Source organism: Leifsonia sp. NPDC077715 (assembly GCF_040686855.1).
Classification (GTDB): Bacteria; Actinomycetota; Actinomycetes; order Actinomycetales; family Microbacteriaceae; genus Leifsonia.
Genome location: NZ_JBFBOG010000002.1, coordinates 1,285,517 through 1,305,303, shown reverse-complemented (window position 1 = coordinate 1,305,303; position 19,787 = coordinate 1,285,517). Strand labels below are relative to the sequence as shown.

Below are 19,787 nucleotides of genomic sequence, written 5' to 3'. Positions count from 1 at the left end.
CGATGAGTGCCGGAGAACCGGCAGCGCCGCCTCCGGCACACGGGCAGCGTCGTTGGCCGTTCCGGCGCCGCACCCGCCCGGCGCCCGAGGAGGCGCCGGGCGCGCCTGACAGCGAGACCGGGGCCGGAGGCGGCGTCGGCCGCGGCACCCGCATCCTGATAGGGCTCGCCGCCGGCGTGGTGATCTCGTTCGGGATGGCCGCGATCACCGGCATCCTGGCGCCGACGCTGCTCGCGCTGGTCCTCACCATCTGCGCGCAGCCGGTCCGCGTCTGGCTGGAGCGTCACGGCACACCCCAGGGGCTCGCCACCGGCGCCGTCGGTCTGACGGTCTTCGCGCTGCTTGCGGGCTTCATCGGCCTGCTCTGGGTGGCGACCGCCCAGTTCGTGGGGATGCTGCCCCAGTACAAGCCGCAGCTCGAGCAGCTGGGCGCGCAGATCGGGTCCTGGCTGCAGAGCATCGGCGTCGGCCCGCAGCAGGTCAAGGACATCGAGGCGGGCTTCAAGCCGAGCAACTTCCTGGGCTTCTTCACCAGCCTGCTGGGCAACGCGTTCGGGCTCGTGGCGTTCCTCGTCATCGTGCTGACGATGCTGATCCTGATGCCCGCCGATGCCGCGTACACGCCGAGCCTGCTCCGGCAGCTGGAGCCCACCCGCCCGAACGTCGTGTACGCGTTCGTGACGTTCGGCCACTCCGTGCGGCGGTACATGGTGGTCACCACCCTGCTCGGAATCGCGCAGGGCGTCCTGAACGGCATCGTGCTGGTGATCCTGGGCGTCCCGGCCGCACTGCTCTGGGCGATCCTGTCCTTCCTGTGCAGTTTCATCCCGAACGTCGGCTACTTCTTCGCTCTCATCCCGCCGCTCGTCTTCGGCTTCCTGACCGGCGGCTGGGGCACCGTCATCGCGATCATCATCGTCTACGGGCTCATCAACGCCGTCGTCCAATCGGTCGTGCAGCCCAAGGTCGTCGGCAACGCCGTGGCGCTCAGCCAGACACTCACCTTCTTCTGCGTGCTCTACTGGGCGGTGGTCCTCGGTCCCATCGGCGCGATCCTGGCCGTGCCCCTCACACTGCTGGTGCGGGCGGTGCTGGTCGACTCCGACCCGCGCTCCCGGATGTGGCGTCCCATCCTCGGCGACCTCAAACACACCCGCGAGCTGATGAAGGCCGAGGCGCTGGCACGCAAGGAGGACCGCCGTCAGGCGAAGGCCGGAGCGGGGGTCTCCCTCCCGCCGCCGGCCGCCTAGCCCACGTGCTCCGCGACCGCCAGGTCGCTCCCGCCCTCGACGGTCAGCCGCCGCCCGATGCGCACGCGCTGCGGCTGCTCCGAGAACGCGCCCGCGAACAGCGCCTCCCCCTTGCGGAAGTGCGGTGACTCCGCCAGCGCGTCGCGCGGGACGAAGCCGAACACGTCGCCGAGCTCGGCGAGGTCGCGCGGGGAGTTCATCCGCATCATCCCCAGGTTGTCGCACTGGGACAGCACGTTCGGGTGGATCTTGGTCGGCCGCTGCGTCGACAGGAACAGCCAGAGGCCGAACTTGCGGCCCTCCGCGGCGATCTGGATCAGCTGCTCGGTCAGCTGCGCCTCCACGCTCGACCGGGGCGACGGCGGGCAGAAGTTGTGCGCCTCGTCGATCACGATGAGGAGCGGGCGCCGCTCCATCCGCCGCTCCCACAGGTCCTCGAGGATGCCGAGCGCCGCCGCCTGCGGCTCGCCCGGGTGCGAGAAGCCGCCGACGTCGAGGACGACCGCCTGCGGCCGGTCCTCCACCGTCGTCGCCGAGGAGGCGCCGCCGAAGGCCCACAGCGGCCAGTCGAGGATCTCGAGGTTGTCGATCCGCAGGCCGAGGCGGCGTCTGGCTGAGTCGTTGGACGCGGCGAGGGTCTGCAGGAAGGTGTCGCGCGCGAAGTCCTCCGGGCTCACGTCGAGGTGCAGCAGCGCGTTGAACTGCTCCTCGTCGACGATCGGGTCGAGGCGCGCCACCGCCGCCTTCGACCGCACGCTGAGGTCGACGAAGCGGATGCGCAGCTGCGGCTCGCGCGGGGTGCTGGAGTGGAAGACCCGGATGCCGAGCCGCGACCAGCGCTCCGCATCCACCGCATCCACCTCGTCGCGCGTCCGGCCCAGCTCGGTGAAGTCGGCGTTCGGGTCGAGCACGGCGATCGGCAACTCGGTGTGCAGCAGAAGCTGCTCTAGCACGACGCCGAGCGCGTACGTCTTGCCCGATCCACTCTGGCCGCACCAGAACGTGTGCCGGTTGAAGCGGGAGCCGTCGATCACGGCCGGCGTATCAGGCGCATCGGCCAGCGTCCCCACGGTGAGCGGAATCATGGGCGGATGCTAACGCCGCTCTCTCCCGCTTGGGCACCCCGGAATCCCGCGCCGCTCACACCGGCCGCAGCGACTCCGGGATGGGGAACGGCAGCGTGTAGATGAGCTGCGGCGCGTCGATGGCGCCGAAGTCGTCCTTCTTCACGACGATGCGCTCGGTGGAGACCTCCGTCAGGCGCACGCGCAGCCGGCGGCCGTCCGCCAGCGCCAGCTCGTACCGGTCGGCGAGGTAGCCGATCCCGGCCGACTCCAGCAGCTCCTCCCCCGTCAGCCAGTCCACGGGGCCGCTCAGCTCGCGGCCGAGGAGGTCGACGGGCACGAACCCCTCACCCTGCGGCCGCAGCCAGCCGACGCGTTCACCGTCCTCGCGGCGGTGCTCGATCCATCCCTGCATTCCGGATACCCTAGCGGGCTCGCGCGGACCTATGATGTGCGCGTCCGCACCCGGGCCTCTGGGCGACGCGCGGACGCCGGTGGCCGAGGGAGGTGCGCCATGACCATGGATGTGGCTGCGACGGGCGAGCGGGCGGAGACGCCGCTGTCCGCGGACGAGCTGTTCGAGGCGGGACGCGCGGCGCGGGCCGGCGTTCCGCGCTCCGCGCACGCCGTCTACGACCCGGCGCCGGATCGAGACCCGCTCGGCATCCTGCGAGCGCAGCACGAGGACCGCCTGCAGGACCTCATCGACCTGCGGGTCGAGCGGATGAGCGCCGACCCGTTCGCGTTCTACCGCGGCACCGCGGCGATCCAGGCGGCCGACCTGGCCGCGGGCCCGGACACCGGTGCGGAGGTCGTGGTGTGCGGGGACGCGCACCTCGGCAACTTCGGCATCTACCGGTCGCCCGAGAACGCGATGGTGTTCGACATCAACGACTTCGACGAGGCGACGGTCGGACCCTGGGAGTGGGACCTCAAGCGCCTGCTGGCCAGCGTCGTGCTCGCCGGCCGCTCGATCGGCCTCCCGGCGCACCGCATCCGGGAGACCACGGAGGGCACGGTCTCCACCTACCGGATCTGGCTGCGTCGCGCGCTGGACGCGCCGCTGTACGCCCGCTACTTCTCGCCGGCGGCGGTGGAGACGGGCAGCGGGCGCAGCCTGCTCAGCAACGACATGCTGAAGCTGATCGATACGGTGATGAAGGAGTCCCGCAAGCGCACCACCGAGCACGTGGCCCGCAAGACTTTGGAGACCGACGACGACGGCGTCCTGCGCTTCGTCGACCGTCCGCCGATCCTGCGGCGCGCGGAGCCGGAAGTGCAGGCTCTGGCCCAGAACGCCTACGACCGGTACCGCGAGACGCTGCTGCCGAACACGGCGCTCCTCGCCTCCCAGCTGCGGCTCGACGACGTGGCGCGACGGGTCGTCGGAGTCGGCAGCGTCGGCACCCGGTGCTTCCTCATCGCCCTGCGCGGACCGACGGGCGAGATCGTCATCCTGCAGCTGAAGGAGGCGGAGCCCTCCGTGGTGGAGCGGTTCGGCGGCGTCGCGGCGCTCCCCGGCTACCTCGACCTGTCGCTGCTGCCCGGCGAGCAGGGCTACCGGGTGGTCGCCTGCCAGCGCATCCTCCAGGCCGTGTCGGACCCGTTCCTCGGTTTCCTGCGGGTGGAGGGCTTCGCGTTCTACATGCGGCAGTTCCGCAACAGGAACGCGTCGTTCGACATCCCGACGATGAACCCCGCGCAGTTCTTCGACTACGCCCGGATGTGCGGGGCGGTCCTCGCCCGGGCGCACGCCCGCTCCCCGAAGTCGGCGTTCATCTCCGGGTACATCGGCTCGGGGGCGTCGTTCGTGCGCGCAGCCACGGAGTGGGCGGAGCGGTACGCCGACCAGGCCGAGGCGGACTACGCGGAGTTCGTCGCGGCGGCGCGGGACGGGTACTTCGCGGTCGCGTGACCACGCGCGCGGTCGCTAGGCCGTACGTGACGCGACCCGCTGCCCCGCCGGCAGCAGGAACGCGCGCACCGTCTCCAGCACCTCCGGGGTGTCGAGGTGGAGGCCGTGGCCGGCGTCGAAAACGGCGAGGGTCGCGTCCGGGATGCGTTCGGCCAGCACCTCGCCGTGCGGCAGCGGCGTGAGTGGGTCGTGGGCGCCGTGCACCACGAGCGTTTCGGCGCGGATGCGGGCGAGCACGTCCGCGCCGTCGTGGTCGCGGCTGGCGGCGAAGTGGCCGCGCAGCGCCGGGCGGGACGCGGTGCGGGTGAAGAAGCGGTCGACGTCCGCCGGGTGGGTGCGCGCCCATTCGCCGTCGAAGAACAGCGGGACCATCCGCTCGCGGACGCCGCTGAGGAGGTCCGCGACCGCCGCCGGGTCGCGGCGGGAGGCGCTGCGGTCTCCGGAGGTGGTGGCCATGAGCACGAGGCGCCGCACCCGCTCCGGATGGTCGGCCGCGAGCCACTGCGCCACGCGCCCGCCCATCGAGTGTCCGACCACGTGGGCCGCCGCGACGCCGGCCGCGTCCAGGACTGCGACCGCGTCATCCGCGAACGCCCTCGTGGAGTACTGCGCCGGGTCGCCGAGACCGCTCTCGTCGATCCCGCGGTGGTCGTACGTGATGACGCGGAAGTCGCGGGCGAGCGCGTCCGCGAACGGGCCCCAGCCGTGCATGCCCGTCGCCTGGCCGGCGATCAGCAGCACCGGCACGCCGACGCCCTGCTCCTCGTACGCGATCGGCGTCCCGTCGTCGGCGCTCGCGAACTCCGTCACCGCGCCGCCTCGGCAGCGGTGGGCACCGGGATGGGACGCTCGCGCACCGCCCGCGCGCTCCAGCGTCCCTCGGCCTTCGACACCCGGATCCGGTGCTCGAACGCCCGTGAGACCGTCTCCGTGGTGATCACGTCGTCGATGGAGCCCGCGGCGACCGTGCGCCCGTGCGCGATGAGCAGGGCGTGCGTGGTGGTCTCGGGCAGCTCCTCCAGGTGGTGCGTCACAAGCACCGACGCGAGGTCGGGCGCACTGTGCGCGAGGCCGTCGATCGTCTCGAGCAGCTGCTCCCGGGCCGCCACGTCGAGACCGGTCGTGGGCTCGTCCAGCAGGAGGAGGCGCGGGTCGGAGATGAGGGCGCGGGCGACCAGCGCGCGGCCCCGCTCCCCCTGCGACAGCGTGGGCCAGCGGGCCTCGCGCCGGTCGTCCAGGCCGACCGAGTGGATGAGGTCCCGGGCCCGGCGGAGGTCGCCCTCCGACGGCTCCCAGCGCATCGGCGGCTCGAGCGTTCCGGTGATCCCGGTGAGCACGACCTCGGTCACGGTGAGCGGCGAGCGCACCGGGTGCCGCGGGTTGACGTGCCCGATGTGGCGGCGCAGCTCCTGGAGGTCGACGCGGCCGAGCAGGCTGCCCAGCACCTCCACCGTGCCGGAGGTCGGGAACGCGACCGCGCCGCAGAACCCCAGCACCGTCGACTTGCCGGCGCCGTTCGGCCCGAGCAGCGCCCAGTGCTCCCCCGCCCGCACCGTGAGGTCGATGCCTTCGAGGATGTGCGTCCCGTTGCGGCGGAAGGTCACGTCGTGCAGTTCGAGGACGGAGTTCGGGGTCACCGATCCACCCTATCCGCGGCAGGCGACCGGATCGCCGCCACCCGTCAAGGCCCTCGCCGCCCGGTGCGGGCGGTGGGAGGGTGGTGACATGACGACGATCGCGCCTGCCGGCCTGGCGACGTACGAAGCCGCGGCGGAGACGTCGTCCGGCCGGGTCGACCCGCTCCTGGATGCGCTGGGGGCGACGGATCCCGCGGCGGTCCCCCTCCCCGGCGGCGGACGGACGCGCGAGCGCTTCGCCGCGCTGGCCCGGGTCGCCGCGTCGGACGTCACCGCGGCGCGCGTGCTCGAACCGCACCTCGACGCGCTCGCCATCCTCGCGGATGCGGGGCACCCGGCTCCAGCCGCGGGCACGACCTGGGGCGTCTTCGCGGCCGAGGCGCCGGGAACCTCCCTCACCGCCGAACGCACCGCGGACGGGTGGACGCTGACCGGCGTGAAACCGTGGTGCTCGCTCGGCGGCCGGCTCAGCCACGCGCTCGTGACCGCCCGCGACGGAGACGACCGGCGGATGTTCGCCGTCGGCCTCCGCGCGCCCGGGGTCGCCGCCGAACCCACCGCGTGGGTCGCACGCGGGCTGGCCGAAGTGACCAGTGGGTCCCTGCAGTTCGACCACGTGCCGGCCGAACCCGTCGGCGATCCGGGCTGGTACCTGGAGCGTCCCGGCTTCCGCTGGGGCGGGATCGGCGTCGCCGCCTGCTGGTGGGGCGGCTGCGTGCCGTTCTTCCGGGCGCTCGCCGACCGTGCCGCCGCGTCCGACGACCCGCTCCGCGCCGCCCGCACCGGCGAGCTCTACCGCGTCCTGGAGTCGGCGCGCCTGCACCTGGCACGCGCGGCCGAGGCGATCGACGCCGGCGTCTCCGGGGACGAGGCCGCGGTGCTCGCGCACACGGTCCGGGGCGCCGCCGCTGACGCGGTCGCGCTCACCCTGGCGGCCGTCCTCGATCTGCTGGGACCGGCCGCTCTCGCCTTCGACGAGACGCACGCCCGGCGTGCCGCCGACCTCGAGCTGTATGCCACGCAGTACCACCGCGGCCGCGACGACGTCTCGCTGGCCAACCGCCTGCCCGGGCTGGACGGCGAGTCGGCCTGGTGGTGAGCTTCGATCCGCGCGTCTCCGTGACGACGCCGGCGGCGTGGGAGGCCGCGACCCAGTGGGATGCGGTGCCCCCGCTCGGTGAGCTCCCGGAGGAACTGGTCGTCTTCTCCGCCCATCCGGACGACGAGACGCTGGGCGCCGGCGGCCTGATCGCCCGTGCGGCGCGGTCGGGATCGGTCGTCCGCGTCGTCGTGGCGACCGCCGATCCGCCGGAGCGCGTCGGCGAGCTGGAGGCGGCCCTCGACGACCTCGGCGTCGCGGCGGCCCCCGACCGCGTGACGGTGCTCGGCCTTCCCGACGGCGCGCTCAAGCATCACGCGCCCGCCCTGCGGACGCTCATCGCCGACCTGCTCGACCGGCTGCCCACCGAGAGTCACGCCGAGCGTCTGCTGCTCGCACCGTGGACGGGCGACCGCCACGGCGACCACCGCACGCTCGGCCGCGAGGTCGCCGCCGCGGTGCGTGATCGCGGAGAGAGCGCACTGCTGTACCCGGTCTGGCTGTGGCAGTGGGGCACCCTGGAGGACGTGCCGTGGGAACGCGTGCACCTCGTCCCGCTGACCGAGACGGACCGCCGCAGCAAACGGGCGGCCCTGTCCCGCTTCGCGAGCCAGCTCCGCACCTCCGCGAACCGCGACGGCGTGCTGGAACCCGGCTTCGTCGAGCGCGCCGCGACCGGCCGCGAGATCCTGATCGCGCCGCCGCCCAGCGCCGAGGAGCACTTCGAAAGGATGCACCGGGAGCGGGATGACCCCTGGCGGGTCCGCACCCGCTGGTACGAACGCCGGCGGCGGGCCGTGCTGGCGGCGTCCCTCCCCCATGAGCGCTACGGACGCGTGATCGAGCTGGGCTGCTCGGTGGGCGAGACGACGGCGCTCCTCGCCGACCGCTGCGACGAACTGCTCGCGGTGGACGGGTCGGCCGCCGCCGTGGAGACCGCCGCCGAGCGCGTCCGCGACCGGCCCCACGCCACGGTCGAGCGGATGCGCGTGCCCGGCGACTGGCCGCCCGGCCACGCCGATCTCGTCGTCGTCTCGGAGCTCGCTTACTACCTGCCGGAGGACGAATGGGATGCCGTGATCGACCGCATCCACGCCTCGCTGCGCCCCGGCGGCGAGGTGCTGCTGTGCCACTGGACGGGCGACGCGGACGACTTCGCGCAGTCCGGGACGTCGGCGCATGCGCGGTTCCGCGAGCGCTCCGCGCTGTCTCGGGTCGTGGTGCACGAGGACGCCGGGTTCGTGCTGGAGGTGTTCGCGTGACGCCGGTCCGCCGGATCGCCGTGGTGATCCCGGCGCGCGATGAGGAGAGGACGCTGGACGCGTGCCTCTCCTCGGTCGAGGCTGCCGCCGATCGCGTCGGCGTGCCCGTGGACGTCGTGCTCGTCCTCGACGCGTGCACCGACCGTTCGGCGGAGATCGCCGACCGGCATCCGCAGGTGCGGACCGCGTCCGTCGCCTTCAGCAACGTCGGCCGCAGCCGGGCGCACGGCGTGGAGCTCGCCCTGGCGGCGAGCGCCGCCGATGGCCTCTGGCTGGCCTTCACCGACGCCGACAGCACCGTCCCGCGTAACTGGCTCGCGGAGCACCTGCGCGCGGCCGCCCGGGCGGACGCGTACATCGGCGCGGTCGTTCCGGTGCTGGACGACCTGGACCCGGTGCGCCGCACGGTGTGGCTCGACAGCCACCCGCCCGGCGCGACGCTGGGCCACGTGCACGGCGCCAACCTGGGGATGCGGGCGTCGGCCTACCGCGCGGCGGGCGGGGTCGCGCCGCTGGACACCGCGGAGGACGTCGACCTCGCCGAGCGGCTGCGCCGCTCCGGGGCCGTCGTGCTGTCGTCCGAGCGCGAGCCGGTCATCACCTCCGCACGCCTGGCCGGCCGTGCTCCGCGCGGCTACGCCGGCTACCTGGACGCCCTCGCGGTCGAGGCCGGCTGAGGCGTCCGCAGCGGGTCACGGTTCGGTCACGTTCGGGGTTCCTTCGACTGCTACCTAGCCGACGCACAGGCCCGCTCCCTACGCTGCCGCGTTATGACGCAGCGACACCCGGAGCGCCGGTGAGAGCCGGACCCCTGGCCCGATGGCGCCTGTCCCGGCAGGCGCGCAGCGACGCGGCGGCCGTGCACGACGCACCGGCCGCCGGCCCCGAGACGACCACGCCGACGGTCGCCGCGCTGCAGGCCGGCGCCGACGCGTACGCCCGGCGCGAGGAGCAGCGCTTCTTCCGCGACATGCGCGGCGAGCTGACCGAGCACCGGGTCGTGACGGCTGCGCTGCGCGCCGATCTCGACGCGTACGACGACCGGCTGGAGCGGCTGCCCGAGGCCGACCGGCTGCGGATCGCCGAGGGTCAGGGCCCCGCTTTCGAGGAGCTGCGCCGCCTGGAGCGCCGCATCCGCCGGGCGCACCGCCGCGCGGACCAGCTCAGCGCGCTCATCAACGCCCGCTTCACCGCCGCGCAGCTCCGCGCCGCCCGCAGGTTCGACCGCACCGACGAGCGGACCGCCGTGTACTGGGGCGCGTTGCGGCGGGCGACGTCCGGGCGCGTGGCCGCGCAGCCCGCCCCGATCCGCCGCGCCGGCTGGCTGTCGTCGCGCGGCACCGCGGTGGATGCGCTGCATCCGATCGCACCGCACGAGACCGACCCCAGGAGGACCGATGCCCCGGCGTGAACGACTGAAGGACTACCGCGTCCCCCGCACCGGCGGCCTGCGCCGCCGTCTGCTCTGGCGGCTGCGCCGGATGCGCCACGCGGTCGACGTCGAGACCCTGGAGGTGTTCGAGCACGAGCTCGCCGCCTTCGAGCGGGCCGGCGTCGCCGACCTGGAGCGGCAGCGCACCCGCAACGTCGCCGTCGCGTCCGCCCGCGTGGCGGAGGCGCAGGCGCGTGAGGAGCTGATCCGACGCGCCCTCGACCGGGTCGAGACGGACATCCGCCGCGCCGACGTGGACGCCGAGCGGCTGGACGCCAAGCTCGCCGGTCACGATCCCGACTTCCACACCTACGCCTGAGAGGCCGCCATGGCTCGCGACATCGTCTCCCGCCCTCCCCGGATGCGCCCGCGCGTCGGGCACGTCTCCCCGCTCGCGCACGTGCTCGTCTACGTGCTGCTGGTCGCCATGATCGCGGTGGACTACATCCTGCTCGCGCAGGCGCTGACCCTTCTGCTGCGCAACGACAGCCAGTACGGGTCCATCGGCGTGCAGATGTACGTGATCACCCTGGGCATCTCGCTCGCCGTGGTGACGCTCCCGCACGTGACCGCCATCCTGCTGCGTCGCGTGCAGGCCGGGGTCATGTCGCGCCGGTGGATCGCGGTCTCGATCGTGCTCGCTCTGGTCTGGGCGGCCATCCTGGCGGCGATCACCGTCGCCCGGATCAAGGCGGGCATCGACGCGCAGAGCGCGGGCGGCCTCACCGGCCTGGTCGGCGGCTCGCAGACCGCCGCGCCCGCGGGCTTCTCGTGGACCGCCCCGGACACGATCATGGCCTTTCTCATGCTCGGCGTGCTCGTCACCTCGGGAGCGATCAGCTTCGTCGTCGCCTGGCTCACGACCAGGCCGCTGCTGACCGCGGCCGAGAAGGCGCACGCACACGCGGCGCGGCTGCGCGTGCACCGCGATCGACTGCTCGGCGAGGCCGTCGCCGCGCAGGAGCGCACCCGCTCCGCGATGCTGCTCGACGCGCACGACGCCGTCCGGTACACCGGAGCGCGCGTCACCTTCCACTCGCGGATGGATGTGGTGCGCGCCCAGCTCGCCACCCGCCTGGCGCAGCGGGAACGCGATCCCGAGAGCACCAGCCAGATCATCCGCGAGCTGCGGTCGCGCCGCAGCGTCGAAGCGCCGGACGTGGTGCCGCCGCTGCCGCCGACCGCCCCGGCCGGCCCGAGCGGAGGCGCCCAGTGAGTCCCCGTCCCCGCATCCGCCCCCGCCTGGTCGCCGCCGCGGCCGCCCTCGTCGCGATCACGGCCGGCCTCACCGCGTGCACGCCCGCCACCGCCTCCGGCGAGGCCTGCGACCAGTCGCACAAGCGCAACCTCGGCGTGGTGGCCGGCAGCACCGCGAACGCTCCCGCCGTCGCACTCCCCGCGTCCGCCTCCTCGCAGCTGGAGGCGGCGGGCAAGACGAACGGCTCGGTGACGGTCGTCGTCCCCTCCGGCACCCCCCAGGTCATGGGAACGACGGCGCTCGGATCGTCGGCGCAGGATGCGATCGTCTGCCAGAACGACCAGCGCACGAAGCTGACCCAGATCACGTCGTACATCGACGGACTCAAGGCGAGCGCGCCGGAGGTCGACTTCCTCGGCGCGATCGACCAGGCGGCGCGCAACCTGGGCAGCGACCCGATGGGCGTCATCGTCGTCGGCAGCGGCCTCCAGACCACCGACCCGCTGAACTTCGCCGGCACCGGCCTGCTCTACGCCGATCCGGCGCAGGTCGTCGCCGACCTCACCGCGCGCAACCTCCTCCCCTCCGACCTGAAGGGCGTGACCGTCTACTGGTCCGGCATGGGCGACGTCGCGGGCGCGCAGCAGCCGCTCACCGTCCCGGCGCGCAGCAACCTCGAGGCGATCTGGTCGGCGGTGATCACGGCCGCGGGCGGCACGCTGTCGCTGCTGCCGGAGCCCGCGTCGGGTACCGCCGCCGCGTCCCTCCCCGCCGTCACGCCGGTGACGGTCGAGGCGGTCGCGACCAAGACCGACTGGACGAAGCCCGTCGTCATCCGGAACAGCGACCTGCTGTTCACGAAGGACACCGCGTCGTTCTCCGACCCGGCTGCCGCGCAGAAGGTGCTCGCCACCCTGGTGCCCGCCATCGAGCAGAACGGCAAGACCGTGACGATCACCGGGACCGCCTCCAAGGACCAGGCGAAGAACAACGCCGCCGACACGGCCCTGTCGCTGAGACGGGCGGACGCCGTCAAGGCGGCGCTCGTCGCGCTCGGCGTGCCCGCCGCGTCGCTGCAGACCGCCGGGGTCGGCTACGAGTGGTGCGGCTGGAAGGCGGAGACGGATGCGTCGGGCGCCTACTCGGACGCGCTGGCGGAGCAGAACCGCACGGTGATCCTCACCTCGGCGGGAGTCGGGCTCTGCGGCTGAGCGGACTCTCACCCCGGACGGGAATCCGGCGGCGACGCCCGCGGTTGCCCCGACCATGACCACTATCGGACTCATCGGTTCAGGCCACATCGGATCCCAGCTCGCGCGCCTCGCGGTCGCGCGCGGCTACGACGTGGTGCTCAGCAATTCCCGCGGCCCGAAGACCCTGCAGGGCCTCGTCGACGAGCTCGGCGAGCACGCCCGCGCGACGACCCCCGCCGAGGCGGCCGCTGCGGGCGACATCGTCGTGGTGACCACCCCGCTCGCCGCGGAGGCCACCCTGCCGGTCGACGAGCTTGCGGGCAAGATCGTGATCGACACCAACAACTACTACCCGCAGCGCGACGGCCACATCGCGGAGCTGGACGACGAGTCGACGACCGTCGCCGAGCGCCTGCAGAAGGTGCTGCCGACCTCCAAGGTCGTGAAGGCGTTCAACCACATCGGCGCCCGAGAGCTCACCAGCCAGAGCCAGCCGGCCGGCAGCGAGGGGCGCCGCGCGCTCATCGTGGCGGGCGATGACGCCGGGGCGCGGGAGCGGGTCGCCGAACTCATCGACGAGTTCGGCTTCGACCCGGTGGACATCGGCGAACTGGCCGAAGGATGGCGCGCCCAGCGCGACACCCCGGCGTACGTGAAGCGGTTCGACGCGGCGGGACTGCGCGACGCGCTGGCGGCGGCGAAGCGCTACCGCGACATGTGACTCACCGTGTGGCGGTGGGGCTCAGGCGGCCGTCTCGGCCGGAAGCAGCTCCACCGTCACCACGGTGTCGTCGGATTCGGCGGCCGCGCGAGACGTCAGGTAGCTGCCGCTGACGAACGCGATCAGCCCGAACACGAGTGCGACGACGAGGTCGGCCCACTCGGTGGGAGACAGGTGCTGCAGCAGCCCTCCCGAGACCTCGCGGGCGTCGCCCGCATCCGGTGCCAGGAGCAGCCCGAACGCCAGCGCGCAGACGGCGGCGGAGAACCCGAGGACGTACCAGGCGATTTCTTTCACACGCCTAGCAAACGCCCGTCCGCGAGGCGGCTGTAGAGCCTTGTGCTGCCTACGGCGACCGTGTTATACGCGTCGCGCGCACAAACCTCTGTACAAGCGCATACGAACGCAACAGAATGACGTTACATGAGCAGTCCTCACGTGATCCGCACGCCGGACCAGCGGCTCCGGATCTTCGTCTCCTCCACGCTGCAGGAGCTCGCCGCCGAGCGCCGGGCCGCGCGGACGGCCATCGAACGCCTCCATCTCGCCCCCGTGATGTTCGAGCTGGGCGCCCGTCCCCATCCCCCGCGAGAGCTCTACCGGGCCTACCTCGAGCAGAGCGACGTGTTCATCGGCCTGTACTGGGAGCGCTACGGCTGGACCGCACCGGACGAGGAGGTCTCCGGACTCGAGGACGAGTACAACCTCTGCCCGCCCGAGCTGCCGCGCCTCCTCTACGTGAAGAGCCCCGCCGACGACCGGGAGCCGAAGCTCGCCGCCCTGCTCGCTCGCATCCGGGACGACGACCGCGCCGCCTACAAGTACTTCGAGACGCCGAAGGAGCTGGCGGGACTGATCGAGAACGATCTGGCCACGCTGCTCGCCGAGCGCTTCGACATGAGCCGGTCCGCCGTCACCGCCGACGTGGCCAGCGACGCCGACCGCGTGGTCGAGCCGGTGCGCCTCCCGGTGCCGCTCACCGGCCTGGTCGGACGCGACGACGACATCGCCTCGATCGTCGACCGGCTGCGTCACGGCACCCGGTTCGTCACGCTGGCCGGCCCGGGAGGGATCGGCAAGAGCCGGCTCGCGATCGCCGCCGCCCGCGCAGCCGCGCAGGACTTCGAGGACGGCGCCGTCTTCGTCGACCTCTCGGCCGTGCACGACCCGCAGCGGGTGCCCAACCGCATCGCGCAGGCGCTCGGCGTGCGCGACACCGGAGACGCGCCCATCCTGGACAATCTGGTCACCGCGTTGCGGGACCGGCGCATCCTGCTCGTGCTCGACAACTTCGAGCAGGTGCTGGACGCGGCCCCCCAGTTGACCGGATTGCTCGCCGCCGCGCCCGGCCTCTCCATCCTGGTGACCAGCCGCTCCCTGCTGCGCGTGAGCGCGGAGCAGAGCTACGAGGTGGGTCCGCTCGCCGAGGACTCGGCGGTGAACCTGTTCGTGGAGCGCGCGCACGCCGTGAAGCCCGACTTCGAGATCACGCCGGAGAACCAGGAAGCGGTCGCGCGCGTCTGCGCCGCCCTCGACGGCGCCCCGCTCGCGATCGAGCTCGCCGCGGCCCGCATCCGCGTCCTCTCCCCCGCCGAACTGCTGGACCGCCTCGACCGCCGGCTGTCGGTGCTCGTCGGCGGCTCCCGCGACCTCCCGGAGCGACAGCAGACCATCCGCCGCACCATCGAGTGGAGCACGCAGCTGCTGACTTCCGACCAGCGTCGCATGCTGGCCCGGCTCGGCGTCTTCGAGGGCGGATTCACCCTGGAGGCGGCGGAGTCGGTCGGCGACGGCGACGGGATGGACGTGCTCAGCGAGCTCGCGGTGCTGATCGACTCCAGCCTGGTGTCGCAGCACGACAGCGACGACCGCCCGCGCTTCACGATGCAGGCCATCGTGCGCGAGTACGCCCGGGAGCAGCTGGCGACCGACGGCGAGCTGGACAGCGCGCGGGAGGCCCACGCGCGGTACTTCATCGACCTCGGTGCGCGGGCTCGGCTGCCGCTCAAGGCCGGCGGGCAGCGCGAGTGGATGCAGCGGCTCGGCGACGAGCGCGACAACCTGCGGGCGGCGGAGCGCTACCTCCTGGATGCCCGCGACTGGGACCGCGCCGCTCAGCTGGCCTTCCCGCTGTTCCTCTACTTCTGGGTCACCGGGCTGCTCGGCGAGGTGCGCACATGGATGGATGAACCACTGCAGTCCGGCGACACGCTGCAGGACCGCACGCGGGCCATCGCGCTCTACTTCACGCGGACGATCCGCTTCTGGAAGGACCCGGACGGCCGGGTCGCCGCCGACCTCTCCGAGGCCGCCGACCTGTTCCGCCGCTGCGGGGACCGCTCCGGCGAGGCGATGGCGATGATCTCCCTCGCGCTCGCCCTCATGGCGGGCGAGAAGCCGGACACCGCCCGGGCCGGCGAGGTGATGGACCGCAGCCTCGCGCTGTTCCGGGAGACCGGTGACGGCTGGGGCGAGTCGATGGCACTGGTCCTGCTCGGGCGCGTGGCCCTTCTTCAGCAGCACCTCCACACCGCCTTCGAGCGTTTCGACGAGTCGCTGGCCCTGACGCAGCGCAGCGGGGATGCCGTCGGCGGCCGCATCGCCGCCTACCACCTGGGCTGGGCGCACCTCCTGCTCGGGTCGCCGGAGGACGCCCGCAAGGACTTCGCCCTGAGCGTCACCCTCTCGACCTCGCTCGGCCACATCGAGGGCATCGCGTACGGGCTCGAAGGACTGGCCGCGGTCGCCGCTCTCGCGGGCGACGTGGACCGGGCCGGGCGCCTCGCCGGGGCGGCGCACGCGCTGCGCGAGCGGTCGGGCACGCACAACGGCCCGACATTCACGTTCCACCAGCGCTACCTGGATCGACTGGCCGCGGTGACTGCTCCCGGTCGCCTGGCCGCGGCGGTCGCGGAGGGACGCGAGCTCGGCGTCGAGCAGGCGGTGGCGGAGGCGCTGACCGAGCCGGCGATCAACTGACAGCTGGGACCGCTTAAACGTTGGAACCCCGGCACCAGAGCGGTGCCGGGGTTCCGCCAGATCCCGGTGGGCGCACCCGAAACGCCGGCCGGGATGGTCTGAGGGTCAGGCGATGAGCGCCTGCTCCGAGGCCTCCTCGGCGCGAGCCGGGGACACCCAGGCGCCGTAGACGGCGACGCGTGCCGACTCCTGGGTCGCGTAGACGCCCAGCTCGCGGCCGGTGCAGTCGGTGGCGACGAAACCGTCGTGGTTGCGGTCCACCATGCCGACGTAGGCGGTCGGGGTCGAGGCCACCCACAGCGCCTCCGCAGGCGAGTGCCAGGTGACGTACTCGGTGGGGAGGTCGATGATGTCGGCGAGCTGCTCGGCCATGGTCGTTTTTCCTTACTTCTCTTCCGTCGGGGTCGATCGCAAGATCTATTCAGATGATCGAACTATCCACGGAACGAATCAAGAAAATGGCGGGGCCTTGTTTTCCCTCAGACCATCCGCTATAAGCAGTGGCCCAGCGTCATCGCTGGGCCGGCGGACGCAGCTCCGACTCCTCCATCACGACCATCCCGGAGGCGCGGGCGCCGGTCTGGATCATGGCCTCGATCCAGTCCTTGTTGAGCGTCGGAACCTTGGAGCCGGAGAAGAAGATGTGGAGGGGGACGCCGTTGTCGACCCAGATGGTGTGACGGCCGCTCCCGAGCTCCGCGGGGACCGGCCAGGTGAGGAAGAAGTTCTCGCCGCGACGCAGCTTCGTGCTGATCGCGATCTGGATGTGGAAGAGCAGACGGTCGTCGAGCTCGTAGCTTTCGCCGTCGTAGCGGAGGGTGCCCACGGGTGCCTTTCGTGTGTCGGGTTGGCGCGCGTTCTGTGCTCACCGAAGCATATACGCGCCCGATACAGGTGTATCGTGACCGCGCGATAGAGTTTTTCGCAAGCCGATGAAAGGAATCACCGCATGATCGTTCACCGCCTCACGGTCGACGGAAAGGACTACTTCCTCCCCGATCCGGTGGACGACCTGCGCGGGAAGATCCTGGAGGCCGTGCGCGCCGGCGGCGGCTACGTCACCATCCCGCCGCTGCGCGGGGGTCCCGGCGTCGACGTGCTCTTCTCCCCGGGCATGCCGGTGACGTGGGCGCAGATCGAGGTCGACCCTCCCGCAACCCGCCAGGAGGAGCCGCGCGTCGACATCGACTCGTTCGACGCGCTCTGAGCACGCGCTGAGCTTCTGCGCTCTGAGCATCATGGATGCGCGCGACCTGTCGTCAGGTCGCGCGCATTCGTCGTTTCAGGCGCGCTTCGTGCGGGCGCGGTACCAGGAGCGCAGGGCGTTGGCCGGCTGGGGCTTCGAGATCCAGTAGCCCTGGGCGCGGTCGCATTCCGCCTCGGCCAACCGGTCGAACTGCAGCTGCTCCTCGACGCCCTCGCCGACGACACGGATGCCGCGGTGGTGGGCCTCGGTGATGATCTGCGCGACCTCGCGGACTCGGGAATCGTCCTGCACCAGGCTCCGGTCGAGCTTCAGCTCACGGGCGTGCAGCGACTCCACTCGAGCGAACGACGAGTGCCCAGTGCCGAAGTCGTCCACCGAGATGGTCACCCCCCGAGCCGCCAGCGCCTCCAGCGGGGCCGCTACGCGCTCCGGGTGCTCGATGCTGTGGCTCTCGGTCACCTCCACGACCAGCGTGTTCGGATTGCAGCGTCCGGTCGCGAAGGCCCCGTCGAACATGTCGTAGAGCGAGGGGTCCTCGAGCTGCGTGGCCGAGACGTTCACCGCCACGTCGATGACGCAGCCGGGGACGTACTCGGAGGTGACGTCGGAGATGATGCGCGCGGTGAGGAGCGGCAGCAGGCCGGTCTTCTGGGCGACGTCGACGAAGACATCGGGAGCGATGGGCCCCCGCGCCGGATGCGTCCAGCGGGCCAGCGCCTCGACGCCCACGACGGCGCCGTCGGCGACCGCGACCTGCGGCTGATAGGCAGCAAGGACCTGGCGCTGCGCCAGCGCGATCTCGAGATCGCGGGCGAAGTCCTCGAGGGTCCCGTCCACCAACGTCATCTTTCCGATGGTCCCCATGGGCGGGAGGGTTGTCAACTTTTCAGCCGACCCCTTGCGTAAACCGCCCCCTACCCGCTAGCGCGCCCGGCGTCTGCGGTGCCGCACGCCTCCCGCGATGGCCAGAAAGGTCGCCGCCGCCGCCCCCGCGACACCCGCGACCACCAGATCCACCGCGACGACGGCGGGCTCGATGGCGTTTCCGACCGGCGCGAACGCCAGCACGATCGCCGCCAGCGCGATCGCTGCGGCGAAAGCTCCCGCCGATGACAGTCCCTGCATGGCCTCATCCCCCGTCCGAAGGCCTTCGTACGGTCGGGACTATAGCCACCCGGCACCCCGTCGGGCAGACAGCACCTGCCGTGTTTACCGAATCGTCACCAGCCGGACGCCGTCGTCATGGCCCCGACCCTACTGGGCGGGGAACTCCGCCGGGTAGGGCTGGTCGGCGTCCGCCGAGCGGCTGACCGGCTCCCAGGCCAGGTCGGAGGCGAGGAGGCGCCGGTCCTGGGCGACGCTCATCTCGCTCGCCGTGACGCCGAGCGGGAGGTTCGTCGGGATGTCGTCGCGCTTCGTCACGGCCACCAGGATCTCGGCGGCGCGCACCGGGTCGCCGGCAGGCGCGTTCCCGCTCTGACGGACCCGTGCGTTCATGAGGCCGACGGTCTGCTCGTACTGCTCCGGGATGTCGTGCACCTCCATCGAGGCGCCCGCCCAGTCGGTCCGGAAGCCGCTGGGCTCCACGACCAGCACCTTCACGCCGAACGGTGCCGTCTCGGCGCGGAGCACGCGGCTGAACCCGTCGATCGCGAACTTGGCGGCCTGGTACGAGGCGATGCCGGGGGAACCGCCCACCCGGCCGCCGACCGACGAGAACTGGATCACCAGTCCCCCGCCCTGCGCGCGCAGCAGCGGGATGGCGGCCTTGCTGACGTTGTAGACGCCCCAGAAGTTGGTCTCGAACTGCGTGCGCACGTCGGCATCGTCGGCCGTCTCGATCGGCGCGACGTTGGCGTAGCCGGCGTTGTTGACGATGACGTCGATGCGGCCGAAGCGGTCGCGGGCCTCGGCGAGGGCCGCGGCGGCGCGCGCGGCGTCCGTGACGTCGAGGGCGAGCGGGAGGATGCGGTCGCCGTACTCGGCGACGAGGTCGTCCAGCTGCTCCGGCCGGCGCGCTGTGGCGGCGACCCGGTCGCCGGCCTGGAGGGCGGCGACGACGAGGGCGCGGCCGAAGCCGCGCGAGGACCCTGTGATGAACCATGTCTGTTCCATGAACTTAATGAAACACCGTTTCACTAAATAATGCAACTCCGTTGCGCTAAGCTGGGCGCATGAGCTCCGCCGACACGTTTCAGAGGGCCCGCTCCGCCGAGGCGAAGGCCGCCCGCGAGCAGGCCATCCTCGATGCCGCGCGCACCCTCGCGTCCGAGCGGGGCATCAGGGAGATCACCCTCACCGACATCGCGGACGCGGTCGGGATGCACAAGTCGGCGATGCTCCGCTACTTCGAGACGCGCGAGGAGATCTTCCTTCGGCTGACCGCCGACGGCTGGCGCGAGTGGACGCCCGTCCTGTGCGACCGCGTACGCGCTGCATCCACCCCCTCCGGTGTCGCCGCCGCGTTCGCGTCCACGCTCACCGAGCGGGGGCCGTTCTGCGACCTCCTCGCGCAGGCGCCGCTCAACCTCGAACGCAACGTCTCGGTGGAAGCGGTCCGCGCCTTCAAGCTGACTACCGGCGACAGCCTGGCGCGGATCGCCGAGGCGGTCCGCGAAGCGCTGCCGGACCTCGCGGACGCGGCCGCGCGCGACCTCGTCGCCGCCGCGACCTCCCTGGCGGGCACGTTCTGGCAGATCTCCACGCCGCCGCCTCCGATCGCGGAGCTCTACCGCTCCGACCCGCGGCTCGGACACGCGCTCGTCGATCTCGAACCCCGGCTGCGCCGGATCCTCACCGCCTACCTCACTGGCGCCCTCGCGGGCTGAAC

23 protein-coding genes are annotated in these 19,787 nt (G+C 72.4%); 13 read left to right on the top strand and 10 right to left on the bottom strand.

What is annotated here, in order from left to right; genetic code table 11:
- The first annotated feature begins 2 nt into the window (after positions 1-2).
- Positions 3-1,250, top strand: coding sequence for an AI-2E family transporter (locus AB0P25_RS13340; protein WP_363807936.1), 1,248 nt, complete (start codon positions 3-5; stop codon positions 1,248-1,250).
- On the opposite strand, the gene AB0P25_RS13335 is transcribed toward AB0P25_RS13340, so the two are convergent.
- Positions 1,247-2,335, bottom strand: coding sequence for an ATP-binding protein (locus AB0P25_RS13335; protein WP_363807935.1), 1,089 nt, complete (start codon positions 2,333-2,335; stop codon positions 1,247-1,249). The two genes, AB0P25_RS13340 and AB0P25_RS13335, sit on opposite strands and share 4 nt — an antisense overlap.
- Before the next feature lie 55 nt (positions 2,336-2,390).
- Entirely contained in the window at positions 2,391-2,729 is a 339-nt protein-coding gene (locus tag AB0P25_RS13330) for a hypothetical protein (RefSeq protein WP_363807933.1), read from the bottom strand.
- Positions 2,730-2,828: 99 nt separating this feature from the next.
- Here AB0P25_RS13330 and AB0P25_RS13325 point away from each other — a divergent pair, with 99 nt between their 5' ends.
- On the top strand, positions 2,829-4,229 hold the full coding sequence (locus tag AB0P25_RS13325; protein ID WP_363807932.1) for a DUF2252 domain-containing protein: 1,401 nt from the start codon (positions 2,829-2,831) through the stop codon (positions 4,227-4,229).
- A 15-nt stretch (positions 4,230-4,244) separates the two neighbouring features.
- Here the strand turns inward: AB0P25_RS13325 and AB0P25_RS13320 are convergent, their stop codons facing one another.
- Both AB0P25_RS13320 and AB0P25_RS13315 read right to left on the bottom strand, forming a co-directional pair.
- Positions 4,245-5,039: an alpha/beta fold hydrolase gene (locus AB0P25_RS13320; RefSeq protein WP_363807931.1), complete on the bottom strand. Its 795-nt coding sequence runs from the start codon at positions 5,037-5,039 to the stop codon at positions 4,245-4,247.
- Positions 5,036-5,866, bottom strand: coding sequence for an ATP-binding cassette domain-containing protein (locus AB0P25_RS13315; protein WP_363807929.1), 831 nt, complete (start codon positions 5,864-5,866; stop codon positions 5,036-5,038). The genes AB0P25_RS13320 and AB0P25_RS13315 overlap by 4 nt, the downstream gene beginning before the upstream one ends.
- 88 nt (positions 5,867-5,954) lie before the next feature.
- Between AB0P25_RS13315 and AB0P25_RS13310 the strand changes: the two genes are divergently transcribed.
- The 8 genes from AB0P25_RS13310 to AB0P25_RS13275 all read left to right on the top strand — a co-directional run bounded on the left by AB0P25_RS13310 (position 5,955) and on the right by AB0P25_RS13275 (position 12,771).
- Positions 5,955-6,965: an acyl-CoA dehydrogenase family protein gene (locus tag AB0P25_RS13310; RefSeq protein WP_363807928.1), complete on the top strand. Its 1,011-nt coding sequence runs from the start codon at positions 5,955-5,957 to the stop codon at positions 6,963-6,965.
- Entirely contained in the window at positions 6,959-8,227 is a 1,269-nt protein-coding gene (locus AB0P25_RS13305) for a bifunctional PIG-L family deacetylase/class I SAM-dependent methyltransferase (protein ID WP_363807925.1), read from the top strand. Before AB0P25_RS13310 ends, AB0P25_RS13305 begins: the two co-directional genes overlap by 7 nt.
- Positions 8,224-8,904, top strand: a complete 681-nt coding sequence (locus tag AB0P25_RS13300; RefSeq protein WP_363807924.1) for a glycosyltransferase — start codon at positions 8,224-8,226, stop codon at positions 8,902-8,904. Before AB0P25_RS13305 ends, AB0P25_RS13300 begins: the two co-directional genes overlap by 4 nt.
- Before the next feature lie 119 nt (positions 8,905-9,023).
- Positions 9,024-9,638: a hypothetical protein gene (locus tag AB0P25_RS13295; protein ID WP_363807923.1), complete on the top strand. Its 615-nt coding sequence runs from the start codon at positions 9,024-9,026 to the stop codon at positions 9,636-9,638.
- Entirely contained in the window at positions 9,625-9,978 is a 354-nt protein-coding gene (locus tag AB0P25_RS13290; protein ID WP_363807922.1) for a hypothetical protein, read from the top strand. Before AB0P25_RS13295 ends, AB0P25_RS13290 begins: the two co-directional genes overlap by 14 nt.
- A 9-nt stretch (positions 9,979-9,987) precedes the next feature.
- Complete coding sequence (locus AB0P25_RS13285; RefSeq protein ID WP_363807920.1) at positions 9,988-10,875, top strand: hypothetical protein; 888 nt, start codon at positions 9,988-9,990, stop codon at positions 10,873-10,875.
- A complete protein-coding gene (locus AB0P25_RS13280; RefSeq protein WP_363807919.1) occupies positions 10,872-12,068 on the top strand; it encodes an OmpA family protein in 1,197 nt (398 codons plus the stop codon). The genes AB0P25_RS13285 and AB0P25_RS13280 overlap by 4 nt, the downstream gene beginning before the upstream one ends.
- A gap of 55 nt (positions 12,069-12,123) precedes the next feature.
- Positions 12,124-12,771, top strand: a complete 648-nt coding sequence (locus tag AB0P25_RS13275; protein WP_363807918.1) for an NADPH-dependent F420 reductase — start codon at positions 12,124-12,126, stop codon at positions 12,769-12,771.
- 21 nt (positions 12,772-12,792) lie between these two features.
- Here AB0P25_RS13275 and AB0P25_RS13270 read toward each other — a convergent pair whose 3' ends face one another.
- A complete protein-coding gene (locus tag AB0P25_RS13270) occupies positions 12,793-13,068 on the bottom strand; it encodes a hypothetical protein (protein ID WP_363807917.1) in 276 nt (91 codons plus the stop codon).
- A gap of 126 nt (positions 13,069-13,194) precedes the next feature.
- Here AB0P25_RS13270 and AB0P25_RS13265 point away from each other — a divergent pair, with 126 nt between their 5' ends.
- Positions 13,195-15,750 (top strand): DUF4062 domain-containing protein, encoded by a 2,556-nt coding sequence (locus tag AB0P25_RS13265; protein ID WP_363807916.1) that lies wholly within the window; start codon positions 13,195-13,197, stop codon positions 15,748-15,750.
- A 105-nt stretch (positions 15,751-15,855) separates the two neighbouring features.
- On the opposite strand, the gene AB0P25_RS13260 is transcribed toward AB0P25_RS13265, so the two are convergent.
- A complete protein-coding gene (locus AB0P25_RS13260; RefSeq protein ID WP_363807915.1) occupies positions 15,856-16,122 on the bottom strand; it encodes a hypothetical protein in 267 nt (88 codons plus the stop codon).
- A 139-nt stretch (positions 16,123-16,261) separates the two neighbouring features.
- On the bottom strand, positions 16,262-16,576 hold the full coding sequence (locus AB0P25_RS13255) for a hypothetical protein (protein WP_363807913.1): 315 nt from the start codon (positions 16,574-16,576) through the stop codon (positions 16,262-16,264).
- A gap of 123 nt (positions 16,577-16,699) precedes the next feature.
- Here AB0P25_RS13255 and AB0P25_RS13250 point away from each other — a divergent pair, with 123 nt between their 5' ends.
- Positions 16,700-16,957 (top strand): hypothetical protein, encoded by a 258-nt coding sequence (locus AB0P25_RS13250; RefSeq protein WP_121259778.1) that lies wholly within the window; start codon positions 16,700-16,702, stop codon positions 16,955-16,957.
- Between the two features lie 75 nt (positions 16,958-17,032).
- Here AB0P25_RS13250 and AB0P25_RS13245 read toward each other — a convergent pair whose 3' ends face one another.
- The 3 genes from AB0P25_RS13245 to AB0P25_RS13235 form a co-directional block, all read right to left on the bottom strand.
- A complete protein-coding gene (locus AB0P25_RS13245) occupies positions 17,033-17,821 on the bottom strand; it encodes an EAL domain-containing protein (protein WP_363807911.1) in 789 nt (262 codons plus the stop codon).
- A 57-nt stretch (positions 17,822-17,878) separates the two neighbouring features.
- Positions 17,879-18,082, bottom strand: a complete 204-nt coding sequence (locus AB0P25_RS13240) for a hypothetical protein (protein WP_363807909.1) — start codon at positions 18,080-18,082, stop codon at positions 17,879-17,881.
- A 129-nt stretch (positions 18,083-18,211) separates the two neighbouring features.
- Positions 18,212-19,072, bottom strand: a complete 861-nt coding sequence (locus AB0P25_RS13235) for an SDR family NAD(P)-dependent oxidoreductase (RefSeq protein ID WP_363807908.1) — start codon at positions 19,070-19,072, stop codon at positions 18,212-18,214.
- A gap of 59 nt (positions 19,073-19,131) precedes the next feature.
- Here AB0P25_RS13235 and AB0P25_RS13230 point away from each other — a divergent pair, with 59 nt between their 5' ends.
- Entirely contained in the window at positions 19,132-19,785 is a 654-nt protein-coding gene (locus AB0P25_RS13230; protein WP_363807906.1) for a TetR family transcriptional regulator, read from the top strand.
- Positions 19,786-19,787 lie beyond the last annotated feature (2 nt).